The following is a 15,062-nucleotide window of genomic DNA, read 5'->3' on the forward strand; positions in this document are numbered from 1 at the left end:
CGTTATTTATGCTTTGCCGCGTAGTCTTTCGGGCTGATCCCAAATTGCTTTTGGAAATTTCGGGAAAAATGTGATGCGGTGCTAAAACCCAAAAGATCGGCAATCTCATAAACCTTATATTCGCCATCCAACAGCAGTTGGCTAGCTTTATTTAATCGTGTCAAGTTGATGAGTTCATTGGGTGATAGATCAGAAAGAACCTTTATTTTTCGATAAAGCGTCGGTCTGCTCATATGCAATCGATCGGCCAACATATCCACACAAAGTGCAGGATCGGCCATATTTTGTAAAATTAGTTTATTGATCTTTTTTAAGAAGGCTTGGTCAGATTTGTTATGCCCACTGATATCCAAGGGGCTGCTCGGTATTCGTTGGAAATGATCTTTGACATGTTTTCTATTGCGCAAGAGGCTAGCTATTTGAGCCTCCAGAAAGTTTGGTGAAAACGGTTTCTCAATGTAAGCGTCTGCCCCATATTCCAAGCCTTCTATCTTGGATTGTAGACTGTTTTTAGCCGTTAACATAATAAAAGGGATATGGCTGTACTGTTCATCTTCTTTCAGTTTAGTGCAGAACTCATAACCATTTAATTGGGGCATCATGATGTCGCTGACGATCAGGTCCACGTCATGTGCATACACGTATTCCAAAGCCTCTCGTCCATTAAGCGCTTTGACCACCTCATACTTCTCCTCTAAGTCATCCGCTATAAAATCCAAGATGTCCACATGGTCATCTGCTAACAAAATAACGGACTTTTCTATTGCCAAATCGATATGCATAGCATTTATAATGGTATCTCTAAAACAAATATATTCAAATTTTCTGAATTCTTTTTATAAACTAATGTGCCACCATGCAAAGAAGTAAATGAATAAGCCAGTGCCAGCCCGAGTCCCGATCCTTTAACGCGATAGTGCGTACTGGCGCGCTGAAAGGGTTCGAAAATCTGTGTTATCTCTTCGTCTGAAAGTAGAACACCATCGTTTTTTACCTCTATGCAGAAACTCGCCCTTTCTGCAACTTTATAAAGATTAACATGGACCTCCTTTTCCGCATACTTCGTCGCATTTGACAGTAAGTTGGAAAGAATCTTATACATCGCTTCAATATCAACGTCGGCATATAAGGTTTTGTCCAGGCACTTGGTCAGCTTGATTTGTTTGCTTTCTATTAGCGGCGCAAAATCCTGTAAACAGATTAAAATAAGGGAAGCTACCGATTGTCTCTTAAGCTTTAAAGAAAAATGTTCGCTTTCTACTTTTCTGAAGTCCAGAAGATTGTCTGTCATTAAGAGTAGTTTTTCCGTGTTTTGGTGGATCGTTTTTAGCCACTTTTCCGATTTTTTCGGCTCGGCACCCAACATTATTTTTTCAAGCGGCGCTTTGATCAGTGTTAATGGTGTTTTAATATCATGGGTTATCTGCATGAAAAAGTCCATCTTAGCCTTGTAAAGTTCTTTTTCCTTATGTGCTTTGATTTTCTCTAGTCGTTGTCTATTCTTTTCTTTCATTTTTTGGTCGTACCAATAGAGCACCATACCTATTAACCCCAGAGAGAACAATGCATAAATAATGTAAGCCGGAACACTGGCCCAAAAGGGCGGAAGTATGACGATTTCCAACGACTTTATTTTTGAAATAGGTGTCTTGTTGGCATCAGCAGCCATAACCTCGAACGTATATTTCCCGGGAGGAATTTTTGTGAAATTTGCTTTTGTATTGTTTCTTAAAAAAGTCCATGTTGTGTCTAGCCCGACGAGACGGTACAGGTAGGAGGTCGCATTAGCTGACGCAAAATTTAAGGCAACAAAATCAAGACTAACGGTTGATTCATCGTATTTCAATTTGATGCTGTTTGTGTATAAGATGGATTTGGACAGCGCGCTGTTTTTGTCTTGTATAGTTAGTTCATGTTGATTGGTTTGGATGCCGGTAATGTAAATAGGCGTGTAAAAATCTGTCTTATATAAGTCGGTAACGGATGACGGATCGAATCGGATTAGTCCTTTCGACGCTCCAAAATAAAGCAAGCCGTTAGAATCCTTGAACGCCGAGTTATAATTAAATTGAAGATCCAATAGACCGTGTTCTAAACTATACGTTTCAATGCGATGAGACAGAATATTCATTTTCACCAATCCTTTGGTAGTCGATATCCATAAATTCTCGGAATCGTCTTCCTGCATAGCTAAGATAAGGTTGCTCGGTAGCCCATCTTTTGAGGTGAAACGTTTGAAGGACTGATTATTTTCATCATAAATACATAGCCCACTCTCTGTGGCAACCCAAATCTTTCCTTTTGAATCTTGAAATACACGATTAACGCGATTACTGCTAATCGTCGAATGGTCTTTTGGGTCGTGTACAAAACGGGTCGGTTTTTCTTGGCCTGATTTTAATTTATATAAACCATCGCGCCAGGTAGTAAACCATAGTGTTTGTTCCCTATCCTCAAAGATCGATGTAAAAAAGACGTGATCCGGGGCACGTTTAAAGGGAATAAATCGATTTTCCCCTGGAATAAACTGGAAGATCCCCGGTGCAGTTGCCAATAAAATTTTCCCGTTTGATGTCTTGTAAATATGATAAATAAAATTACTCTTGAGGGCTTGATTCGTATTGTTAGAATCAAAGTGTTTGATCACTTTTTTTTGTCGTATATCGATCACGTCAAGCCCCTGGAAAAACGTACCGATCAATAAACTGTCTCCTGTAATGAGCAAGCCATGTATATTGGTATGCGCTAAACCATCTTCTGGCCCGAAATTGATAAAATTATTTGATTTTTGATCCCAATAGGCCAATCCCTGATCCTCTGTGCCTATCCAAAGGTTTTGTTGTCCATCCTCCACAATTTCTCTAACAGCATGGCCCCCAATCGAATTGGGCGAGTTACGCGGGAATATCTTTTCAAATAGGTTATGTTGCGGATGGTAATAGTTTATTCCGCCAAAAAAGGTACCAATCCATATCCCATCTTGGTTATCTTTCATAACAGCGTAAATGGCATTATCCGAAAGACTCCACGGATTATCTTTTTCATGCGTAATATGCGTTGTTTTATGGGTATGCATGTCGTGCACGAATAGCCCACTTTCTGTCCCAATCCATAGCTGATTTTCGTTTATTTGCGCTATTTCTCGTACATAAAGCGGCTTATTGCCGATGTTTTTGATCATGTGCTGGGTTTCCTTGCTGTCTCTGTTCCATTTGTAAACCCCGTGATGAGACGTTCCGATCCAAATGTCGTTGTTGTCGTCTACAAACAGCTCTTCCACGCCGCCCGTGAATTGCTTCCCGTTGGAAAAAGTATACTCTTTCCCGCTGTTCACATGGCAGATACTTTCCTTTAACCCTATCCAAACTTCGTTATTCTGGTCAATACAGAAGGCATGCGTTTTTTCCTTCCATCGCTCTGCATAGGTTTTATCGACTTGTTGCGTCTTTGGATCGTATTTGTGCAGGCTGCTATTGGAAATAAACCAAATATTTCCCTGTTGATCTTCGGAGATCTGTAAACTCTCACTTTTGTAAACCTTATCAAAAAGAGAAAATTCCTCCTGCTGCGGATCATAGATATAGATGCCCTGATCGGTTCCCACCCAAATCTCGTTTGTTTTGCGCACCATAAGGCTGTGGATCAGGTTGCTTCCTAAACTTTTCTCATTTTCCGATTCGTGAAAAAAGTTTTTGAAGCGATATCCATCAAACCGGTTCAACCCATCCCGTGTACCAAACCAGATAAATCCATCCTGATCCTGTACACTACATAATATAGCGTTGTTTGACAGTCCTCTATTGACTTGGAAATGATTGAAATAATAAGGAGAGCTTACCAACCGTACGGTGGTGACACAAAAAAACAAAAGAAGCCAAAGTCTTGCTAACATGTAAACAGGTCTATCCTATAAAAATAGGAGAAGTTTAGATACCGGACAAGTTGCGCCGACAAGAAAAGTTTTTTTGAGACGAATTCACTGTATATTGATACAATTTTGATAGAAATTTTCTGGATATGTTTTTATTATGCATTTTTCTTTTCAATGGAACCGAAATGTTGAAGAAAAGCTTTAATATTGATAAACTTAGAACAAACGCATGAAGAAAAATCAAATAAACCTACTATCCGTATTATTAACAATACTCGTCGGCGCCTGCCAAAGCCCAGTGAAAGAGCAGAAGACTGTTTCGGGGCTCGACCGGAAGAATTTTGAAGATGTAATAGAAAATAAAAAGACAGATCTGTTTATCTTGCGAAATAAAGCAGGAGTAGAAGTTTGTATAACAAATTATGGTGGTCGGATAGTCTCCTTCATGGTGCCTGATCGTGATGGACAGCTGCAAGATGTCGTGCTAGGCTTTGACAACATACAAGAATATGCGGACAAGCCATCGTCATTTGGTGCCACTGTTGGAAGATTCGCAAACAGAATTGCTTACGGAAAATTTGTATTGGATGGAGACACGATTTCATTAGATGTTAATGACGGTGAGCATACGATTCACGGCGGGGCAGACGGATGGCGTGGCAAAGTGTTCGACGCCGAACAGCCTGCGGATAATTCGCTTATATTAAGTTATGTCTCGAAAGATGGGGAAGCTGGATTTCCGGGTGAGGTTAAAGTCAAAGTAACGTTTACTTTAAACGAAGAGAATGCTTTGAAAATAGATTATTTGGCAGAGACGGATAAGAAAACGGTTATCAATATGACGAACCACAGTTTCTTTAATTTGTCCGGAAACCCGGAGACCACCATATTAGATCATGTGCTTTTGGTCAATGCTGATCGCTATACCCCGTTGAACGAGGAGCTTATCACTGTCGGTACGATGGAGAATGTGGCGTCAAGCCCCTTTGATTTTACGACCCCTATTTCCGTTAAGGATGCTTTATCACGAGATAGCTTGCACGAGCAATTGCAACGCGCACAAGGTTTTGATCATAATTACGTACTCCGTACCCCCGGTAAGTTAGACGTTCCTGCGGCCGAGGTGTATTCGCCGTCATCAGGTATAACCTTAGGCGTGTACACGACGGAACCAGGCATACAAGTATATAGTGGTAATATGTTAGACGGTTCGCGAACAGGAAAGAATGGAGTAGATTACCAAAAGCAAACAGGTCTTTGCCTAGAACCTCAGCACTACCCCGATTCGCCAAGTAAACCCGTATGGCCTTCGACGATATTGGAGCCTGGACAGCAGTATACCAGCTCCAGTATTTACCGATTTGGTATTAAACAATAGTATATACACCTTCAGGAAAAATGGGCGATGTAAATAAAATACATCGCCCATTTTCTTTATTATCCCTATCGGAAAGTCGTTACATTCAGTGCTTTAGGGTAATTGATACAATTATGCAAAAAAATGAGACAATTTAACCGATTATTGCCATTGCCTTTCTCTAAAATTGTACTAGCAATTAGAAATCGAAAATAGTGATGATGAAATAGCACCGACTAACTAGGTAAAACCTAAGGTATCTCACTTTTTTAAAAAACAAATATAAACGTTCTATTAGCGCGAGTTAAAACAGATGATGTCGCTCTACAAACTAAACTCTTAATTAATGAATACAAAAGAAGACACTTGAAAAGGGTAGCAAACCAATAGATCTTGTATGTAAAAGAAAATTTTTAACCAATATAAAACGTATATGAAAGTAGAGAAAATGAGTAAAATATGGAAGCCCTTCCATGGAATATGGCTGGCCATGATTATGCTTTGCTTTGTGCAGTGTAAGGAGAGTAGTGATGAAGATTCTGTCGTAGATTTTGATCCTTCGAAACCAGTCTCGATAACGGATTTTCTTCCGAAAGAGGGGGGGGCAGGGAGCAATTTGATCCTTTATGGTGATAATTTCGGTAGCGATCGTTCTCAAGTGAATGTCATTATCGGGGGGAAGCGAGCGCCGGTTATCAATGTAAAAAATAATACCTTGTATTGTACCGTTCCACAAGGAGCCTTTGACGGCGATATAAAAGTATCCGTAATTGATAGGGGAGGAGAAGAGGTGGCGCGTGCCGAGGCTAAAGAGGTATTTGTCTATATAAAAAAGTGGTTGTCTTCTACGCTCGCCGGTAAGTATTACGAAGTGACCAACCAATTCGAAGAAAAGGAAGGACCATTTGACGACTGTGGAGGATTTAATAATATAAACTGGTTTTCATTTGACCCACAAAACCCAAACCACATGTATGTTATGGCGGAGGGTTCGAATGCGAGGCTGGTCGATTTGGAGAACGAGTACGTCAGTTATTTTCGCACCGGGCTGTCAAGAGTAAGCTCTATGGCATGGCGAATTGACGGCAATCAAGATATGATTTTACCGGATAATCATGCGAGTGATACTAGGGTGGCCCATCATATCTTCGCTAGAGCCAATGGCTTTGCAGCACCGGGAAATCCGATCCTTGTAAATGCACGCGGCGTGAATGGTGTTATGGTTCATCCTACAAATGGTGAATTGTATTATGGTGGTTTCCGTGCGAACAGTGTATTCCGGTACGACTTTGAGGAACAGAAAGTGGAAGCCGCTTTTCCAAGTGCTTATTCTGCCAATGCGATCTATATGGTTGTGCACCCTTCGGGAGACTATGCTTATCTAACTAATTTTGAGAGGCATTATATTATGAAGTCTGAATACGATTACGAACGAAAAACGTTTAAAAATCCATATCCTATTGCGGGAATGCCAGGCCAAAGCGGGTATGCAGATGGCGTGGGAACTTTTGCACGCATAAATAATCCAGTACAGGGGGTTTTCGTGAAGAATCCGGATTACGAAGAACAAGGCGGTGAACAGTACGATTATTATTTCTGTGACATGGCTAATCATGCCATCCGGAAGGTGACGCCAGAAGGTCGGGTGACTACTTTTGCCGGGCGGGGTAATAGCGGTACTGCTGGATACGCCAATGGCGATTTACGTGCGGAAACACGTTTCGATCAGCCTAGAGCTATTGCGTACGATGAAGCACGCGAGTGTTTTTACATAGGAGAGCGTGGTAAAAATAAAATCATCCGGAAAATTGCGCGAGAAACCGAAGACGACGCAATTCCTGAAAACGAAGAAGAACCAACCGATAACGATTAATGATAAATTATGATGAAGAAAAACTTAATATTATTATGTGTCATCTTTCTAGGTACCGTCCTTATCTCCTCCGCACAGGATCAGGCGGCTCAGGAAGAGGTAACGATAGCGGGGATCGTCACGGATGAGGGGAAGAATCCGCTGATCGGTGTGAATGTTTCCGTTAGTAATGCACCCGGACTAGGAGCAATTACGGACGTTGATGGCCGCTACAGCTTAAAATTAAAACGCTATCAAACGCTAGTTTTTACCTACATCGGTTACGATAAGGTCGAAGTGCTGTTGAAAGAGCAGTCACAAGTTAATGTGGTGATGAAAGAATCCGATGCCAGTGTAATCAACGAAGTCGTTGTAACCGCTACAGGTAACCAACGTCGGATAGCTGTAACTGGTGCGATCACGACCGTTGACGTGGAGCGACTCAAAAATAACCCATCAACATCGATGGCTGATGCTTTGGCTGGCGAGGTGCCTGGAATAATGGCAATGCAATCTTCGGGTAGGCCGGGCGAAGTTTCGGACTTCTGGATTCGTAGTATTTCCACGTTTGGTGCGAGTAGTGCGGCGCTCATTTTGGTAGATGGTTTTGAGCGGGATATGAACGAGGTCAATGTGGAAGATGTGGAGTCTTTCACCTTGCTCAAGGACGCCTCTGCCACCGCCATTTACGGTAGTCGCGGTGCAAACGGAGTCGTTTTGATCAATACGAAAAAAGGGAAGGACGGCAAGGTCAACATCAATGCACGGGCAGAGGGTTTTTACAGCCAGTTTACCAAACTACCCGATTTTGTTGATGGTTACACATACGCATCCATGGCCAACGAAGCGCGAACGACAAGAAACCAAGAGCCATTTTATTCTCCAACAGAATTGGAGCTTCTACGGCATGGGTTAGATACGGATCGTTTCGCGAACGTTGATTGGATGGACGTCTTGATGCGGGATGCCGCTTGGAGCAAGCGTAGCGTACTGAGTTTTAGTGGTGGTGGAAAGACCGCCCGGTATTATGTGTCCGGCAGTTATCAGGATCAACAAGGGATGTACAAAATTGATGAGGCTTTAAAAGATTATAATACCAATGCGGGCTTTAAAAGATATACCTATCGACTAACAGTCGATATGGATATCACGAAAACCACGTTGTTACGGGCAGGGGTTTCAGGCTCCCTACGTACGCAAAACGATCCCGGAGTAGGAAGCAATGCAATCTGGACAGCTTTAATGGGATACAACCCGATTATGGAGCCTTTGATGTATTCTAACGGTAAGATACCGGCATTTGGTGACGATAACGGCGACCGTTTTAATCCGTGGGTACAGGCTACCATGACTGGATACAATGAAAACTGGCAAAACAATATCCAAACGACGTTAAATTTGGAGCAAAATTTGAATTTTATCACACCGGGTCTTCGGTTTATAGGACGTTACGGTTACGATACCAAGAACTGGAATAATATCAGACGCTATAAATTTCCAGAACTATGGAAGGCAAATCGTTACCGGGATGTAAATGGCGATTTATTGTTCGAACGCATAAAAGAGGAGCAATTGATGACCCAGACATCAGGTTCAGATGGTGAAAGACGGGATTTTTTCGAATGGGATTTAATCTATAACAAAGGGATTGGTAAACATAATTTTGGTGCGATAGCTAAATATATGCAATCCTCACTGGTATTTACCCAAGGAATCGGATCAGACTTGAAAAATGGTATTCCAAGACGAATACAGGGGTTATCTGGGAGAGTAAACTACAATTATGACCAACGTTATTTCGTAGACTTTAACTTTGGGTATACGGGATCAGAGAATTTCCACCGGGACTATCGCTTTGGCTTCTTTCCCGCTTTTTCCGGCGCATGGAATGTGGCCGAAGAGCCCTTCCTAAAAGATGCGGATTGGGTGGATATGTTTAAGATTCGGTATTCGCATGGTAAAACAGGAAACGATCGGTTGGGGTTCGGTAATGGGGTGCGTTTTCCCTATTTATATAATATTGAAACGATGGACGGAGGCGGCTATAATTTTGGTGATTATAATGCAGACAATATATGGTCGGGCATGCGTTATTCCTCTATTTCCTCCCCTGACGTCTCTTGGGAAATAGCAACAAAGAAAGATCTAGGTATTGATTACTCGTTTCTGAATGATCGCATTAATGGTGCGGTGGATTTCTTTTATGAAAAACGAGAAGGGATTTATATGCAACGTAATTTTCTGCCGGGCTATGTGGGGCTGGAAAGCGGGGCAAATCCTTCCGCTAACGTTGGGGCGGTCGAAGCGCGTGGCTTCGACGGCAATATTGCTATCAAACAAAAGGTGAATGCTGTGGATTTTACACTGCGGGGTAACATCACCTACAGTAAAAACGAAATTTTAGAAAGAGACGAGCAGAATACCATTTATGATTATTTATTGGATAAAGGGCATCGTGTCGATCAGGCGCGGGGATTGATTGCACTCGGCCTTTTTAAAGATTACGATGACATCCGCAATAGTCCTAGACAAACCTTTGGCGAAGTCATGCCGGGTGATATCAAATACAAAGATATCAATGGTGATGGAATTGTGGATAACGCGGATATCGCGTCCATTGGAGCAACTACACGACCAAATTTAATCTATGGGTTCGGGGTTTCAGCCAACTGGAAAGGCATTGATATCAACGTACACTTTCAGGGAGCGGGAAAATCCAGCTATTTTATCGAAGGCACTTCGGTGTACATGTTTCAGCTAGCTAGCGGCTGGGGGAATATACTCAATGATCTCGCGCAAAGCAATCGTTGGATATTAGGCGAAAATGAGGACCCAAATGCCGAATACCCGCGGTTAAGTCAAGGGGGCAATTCCAATAATTATCGCAGATCCACGTTTTGGATCAGAGATGGTTCTTACATACGTTTAAAGCGGTTAGACATCGGATATTCTCTACCGAAAGCGCTGGTGAACAGAATACGTGTGAATAATGCACGGCTTTTCTTTGCAGGTACAAATTTATTAACATTTTCACCTTTTAGTCTGTGGGACCCGGAATTGGGGAACCCGACTGGAAAAGTGTATCCGTTAAGTAAAACCTTAGCTTTTGGAGTAACCGTTAATCTATAACGAAATAAAAAAATGAAAAGAATAACTATACTATTATCCGTTGTTGGGCTAATCCTTATTGCCGGCGGATGTAAAAAATATTTAGATTCGGATTATCTGTTTGATGAACGCATGACGATCGAGGATGTATTTAGCAATCGGGATTATACCGAAAGATGGTTGGCACGTGCCTATTATTTCTTGGGGACCAATGCCATGCAGGATGTCAGTAGCAAAAAGTCGGTGATGTTCAACTTTGCCGACGATATGTATTACGGTGATGAGAATGATGAATACGCGCGGTGGCGGAAAGGACAATATGACGAAAACGGGCTTAGTGGAGAGAATAAAGGAATTTGGAGCACCGGATACCAAGGCATCCGACAGGCAACGGTTTTTATAAATAATATTCATTTAAATCAAGAATTTTCAGATTTTGAACGCGAAGACTTGAAATCGCAGGCGCGTTTTCTAAGAGCCTATTTTTACTGGGTGCTGCTTCGTACGTTCGGTCCTGTCCCGCTACTTCCTGATGAAGGAATTGATTATACCAAAAGCTACGATGACATTGCGTTACCGCGGAATACGTACGAGGAATGTATTAATTACCTCGCAGGTGAATTGGTGGAAGCGGCCAAGGCACTACCCATGTCGCGTGGTATCCAACAGATTACGAGACCCACGCGCGGAGCGGCTTTGGCTCTCCGAGCCAGAGTATTGCTATTTGGTGCAAGCCCGCTTTATAATGGAAAGGCGCCAGCTGACGTCGCAGCGGCACTGGTGGATAAGCAAGGAAATCCTTTATTGTCTATGACTTATGACGAGTCCAAATGGGCCCGTGCGGCGGCGGCGGCAAAAGATGTGATGGATCTTGGTCGTTATCAGCTGTATGTCTCTTATAGAAGAACTACAGGTGATATCGCTTATCCTGCTACCGTGACACCACCGTATGACGCACAATTCTCTGATAATAATTGGCCGATGGGCTGGCGAGATATCGACCCTTTCGAATCATATAGGTCGTTGTTCAACGGAACTGTTCCTGCTTTTCAAAATCCCGAATTGATTTTTACACGCGGTCAGAACCAAGGCAGCGAAAGTATTAAAGTCATGGTGTTGCACCAGTTGCCTAGACTGGAAGGTAAGGGGTACAATTCTCATGGTATGACCCAAAAACAAGTGGATGCTTACTACATGAACGATGGAACAGATATACCCGGGATGAACGACATGTATGCTGGCAGAACGAATTATGAAGGGCGATACAATACCGAAGCTCGACGATCCGGTTTGGTTACACAAGAGGAACTTTCCAGCTATCCCGAATTGGGCCCTTTGGGCGTCGACGTACACAAGCAGTATGTCCAACGGGAGCCCCGTTTCTATGCATCTGTTGGTTATAATGGCGCTACATGGCATCTGTTAAGTGGAGAAGCTAGTAAGGAAGAGGTTAACAATGCGCAGATATTTTACTATCGCGGATATGCCAATGGCTATAAAAATACAACCTATTGGCCGAGAAGTGGTGTCGGCGTTAAGAAATATGTACATCCAAATGACATTAGTAACACGACCGTTACTTCGTATGACCAATCGCGTATTGAGGATAAACCCGATCCAGCCATCCGGTATACGGAGGTTTTGTTGATCTATGCAGAAGCATTGAACGAATTGAATGGCAGTCATACGATTCCAGCGTGGGACGGAAGTAAAACGCATACTATCTCGCGAAGTGTTGCGGAAATGAAACAAGGCATCCAGCCTGTTCGAATTCGTGCGGGTGTACCAGATTATTCGGAAGAAGTGTACAATGATGCAGATAAGTTCCGCATAAAATTGAAACGAGAGCGACAGATCGAAATGTTCGCCGAAGGGCACCGTTACTTTGATTTACGTCGATGGGCGGATGCACCTAGTGAGGAGTCGGCGCCGATATACGGTTGTAACGCATTGGTAACAGATGATAGGAAAGAGCTTTTTCATACGCCGGTTGCTATTCCGTCCTTACCATCCATCTTCACGTTGAAAATGTGGTTTTGGCCAATTCATTGGGATGAGTTGAGAAGAAATAAAGAACTGACGCAAAATCCAGGTTGGACTATGCCGGAATAATAAATTTATAATCTTGAAGATATGATGAAGAAAATATATATGCTGTTTTTAGCAGTCACGGGCTTCATTGGTTTCGTGTCTTGCAATAATGAATGGGAAGACGAACAGTATGAGCAGCTGGTTTCCTTTAAAGCGGAACCGAATACACAAGGGGTATCCTGGACATATATACGTTATAAGCCGGACGGAAAAGTCACCTTTCAACTTCCGCTTGTGATCAGCGGCTCTACCCCGAATACGCAAGATCGTGTTGTTCGCATCGGTTTAGATCGAGATACCTTAGCGACGCTCAACCGTGAGCAATTCGGGCATCGGGAAGAGTTGTTTTTCCGAGAGTTACCGAGTAGTTTTTATAGTATGCCGGAAACAATTACCATACCGGCAGGGGAGAGTTTGGTGACGATACCCATTGAGTTTTCCTTAGCAAACATTGATGAAGTAGAAAAATGGGTGTTACCGCTGCAGATTCTAGAGGATCCTTCAGGAAATTATCAGGTAAATCCACACAAACATTATAAACGCGCCATGTTACGGATTACGCCATTCAACGATTACTCTGGCGTTTATAGCGGAAGCTTATATAAAATATTTCTGGAAGACGATGATAATGAAGCTTTGACCATAAATGAGCACCGGGCCTATGTGGTCGATGACGAAACTATTTTCTTTTATGCCGGTACCCGTGACGTCGATTTCCTCGATCGTAAAAACTATAAGGTATTTGTTAAATTTTTAGCTGACGGCCAACTGGAAATATGGAGCGATAATGCAGAGAACAATGCGTTTAAAATCAGTGATCAACAACCTATTTACTATACCAAGGAGGAAGAATGGGATGCCGTCAAACCGTATTTAAAGCATGTTTATATTACGCTTTCATTTGCCTATTCATTTGAAGATTACACAGCAATACCAGGTTTACGCGTGAAGTATTCTACAGAAGGTATGCTGTCTATGCAACGTGATTTGAATACGCTTATTCCAGACGAGGATCAACAGGTTCAGTGGTAAACAGCAGTACGGACTATGCGATAGGGTTATACATTGAATAGTATAGCCCTATATCACTATTTCTAAATTAACTTTCAGAACCTATATGAAAAAATCAAAACGACTATTGGCCGGATACCTTATCGTAATGGCTTTACCGCTCATGAATATTGCTTGTAAGGAATCAGAAAATAAAATTGGCGATGGAGAAATTACACAGTTCACCGTATGGGATCAGAATTCGACAAAACATGAGCTTCATGTAAATAACGTGAAGAATATCATCAGTAACAAAGAGACTTTTCCGATTAACGTGAATCTTTCTCGATTAGTTGCGGAATTCAAAACTAACCATGCGAACGTCGTCCTTAAGGTGAACGGTGAGCTGCAGCAAAGTGGCAAAACACGAAATGATTTTACGAAAGAAATAATCTATGATCTTTTTGTCGGAGAAACAAAGCAACGTTCCTATGCAGTTAATATCACCAAAGGTGTAATGACAAATTCCTTTCGGGCGTTTAGTTTTCCCGAAAAAGAAATGGAAAATTATCAGCCTATTATAAACGAAGAAACTGGTGAGATTTTCAATGAAAATGAAATTCCTAAAAACATAAATATCAGCGATTTGGCACCTGCATTCACTTTAACGGAGAGAGGTGCAACCGTCAAAGTAAACGGCGTAAAACAAGTGAGTGGTGTGCAACGGCATGATTTTAGCAAGCCTATCGTATATACAATTGAGGGCGAAGACGGATCGTCACGCAGTTATACTGTGGATCTAAAACAAGGTGATTTTGTAGCCATTAAGAATCCTGTTATGTCAGGAAGCTATGCAGACCCTACGGTTATCCACGTCGGTAATGAGTTCTATACTTACGTGACTTCTGGCCGTGTCAGAGGTTATCGATCATCCGACCTCTTTAACTGGAGAAGCATTGGCCCACCAAGTGAGGTCTTTACGACAAGGCCCGACTTCGTCGAAGTTGTTAGTGGAAAGGACGCTCCCGGCATGTGGGCACCTGATATCAATTATTTTGATGGTAAGTATGTCATGTATTACTCCATCTCCCAATGGGGCGAAGGAGCGAAATGTGGTATAGGTGTAGGCGTTTCGAACCTTCCACAGGGGCCTTTTGTCCCACCTGCTGGTAACCCCAATGGAAAACTATTTATCAGTACGGAAATCGGGGTACATAATTCCATTGACCCCTGTTTTTACGAAGAGAACGGTAAACGCTATCTCTTTTGGGGAAGTTTTCACGGGCTTTATATGACCGAACTTACTGCTGATGGTATGGCCGTGAAGGATATGGCCCAAAAGACCAAGGTTGGCGGTAAAGCCTTCGAAGCAACCTACATCCACAAACGAGGTAATTACTATTATCTGTTTACATCCGTAGGCGGTTGTTGTGATGGGGTTAATAGCTCCTACAAAGTAGTGGTCGGTCGGTCTCAGAACCTCGCTGGGCCTTACATGAGCCGTGGAGGAGTAGATATGAATACCGTTGATGCTTGGGGGGCTACTGGTTTTGACCCGATCGTCTTGCAAGGCAATGATACGTATACAGGACCCGGTCATAATGCACGTATTATTACCGATAAAAATGGCGTAGATTGGATGTTGTATCATAGCTATATTAAAGAAAACAATACGGTTGGTTCTAGGAATTTAATGCTGGGTAAAGTGAATTGGGATAGTGACGGTTGGCCTATAGTCGACAATGGGACGCCTTCTCCCGTATTAACGGAAATACCAGTCTTTTAGTAAGAGG

General features: G+C 42.4%; 8 protein-coding genes. 6 read left to right on the forward strand and 2 right to left on the reverse strand.

From position 1 onward, the window contains the following. Positions 1 to 2: 2 nt before the first annotated feature. On the reverse strand, positions 3 to 782 hold the full coding sequence (locus H8B17_RS02450; RefSeq protein ID WP_190307573.1) for a response regulator transcription factor: 780 nt from the start codon (positions 780 to 782) through the stop codon (positions 3 to 5). Positions 783 to 787: 5 nt separating this feature from the next. Continuing rightward, positions 788 to 3,892, reverse strand: a complete 3,105-nt coding sequence (locus tag H8B17_RS02455; RefSeq protein ID WP_190307574.1) for a ligand-binding sensor domain-containing protein — start codon at positions 3,890 to 3,892, stop codon at positions 788 to 790. A 208-nt stretch (positions 3,893 to 4,100) separates the two neighbouring features. On the opposite strand from H8B17_RS02455, the gene H8B17_RS02460 reads away from it, so the two are divergent. The 6 genes from H8B17_RS02460 to H8B17_RS02485 all read left to right on the forward strand — a co-directional run bounded on the left by H8B17_RS02460 (position 4,101) and on the right by H8B17_RS02485 (position 15,055). Further along, positions 4,101 to 5,249 (forward strand): aldose epimerase family protein, encoded by a 1,149-nt coding sequence (locus tag H8B17_RS02460; RefSeq protein ID WP_190307575.1) that lies wholly within the window; start codon positions 4,101 to 4,103, stop codon positions 5,247 to 5,249. Positions 5,250 to 5,661: 412 nt separating this feature from the next. Next, a complete protein-coding gene (locus H8B17_RS02465; RefSeq protein WP_190307576.1) occupies positions 5,662 to 7,101 on the forward strand; it encodes an IPT/TIG domain-containing protein in 1,440 nt (479 codons plus the stop codon). Positions 7,102 to 7,110: 9 nt separating this feature from the next. Continuing rightward, a complete protein-coding gene (locus H8B17_RS02470; protein WP_190307577.1) occupies positions 7,111 to 10,209 on the forward strand; it encodes a SusC/RagA family TonB-linked outer membrane protein in 3,099 nt (1,032 codons plus the stop codon). 12 nt (positions 10,210 to 10,221) lie between these two features. Next, a complete protein-coding gene (locus H8B17_RS02475) occupies positions 10,222 to 12,300 on the forward strand; it encodes a RagB/SusD family nutrient uptake outer membrane protein (RefSeq protein ID WP_190307578.1) in 2,079 nt (692 codons plus the stop codon). A gap of 21 nt (positions 12,301 to 12,321) precedes the next feature. Beyond that, positions 12,322 to 13,311: a DUF4973 domain-containing protein gene (locus H8B17_RS02480; RefSeq protein ID WP_223816311.1), complete on the forward strand. Its 990-nt coding sequence runs from the start codon at positions 12,322 to 12,324 to the stop codon at positions 13,309 to 13,311. Between the two features lie 85 nt (positions 13,312 to 13,396). After that, positions 13,397 to 15,055, forward strand: a complete 1,659-nt coding sequence (locus tag H8B17_RS02485) for a family 43 glycosylhydrolase (protein ID WP_190307579.1) — start codon at positions 13,397 to 13,399, stop codon at positions 15,053 to 15,055. Positions 15,056 to 15,062: the final 7 nt, after the last annotated feature.

This window comes from Sphingobacterium arenae (assembly GCF_014692505.1).
In the GTDB taxonomy this organism is placed as follows: domain Bacteria; phylum Bacteroidota; class Bacteroidia; order Sphingobacteriales; family Sphingobacteriaceae; genus Sphingobacterium; species Sphingobacterium arenae.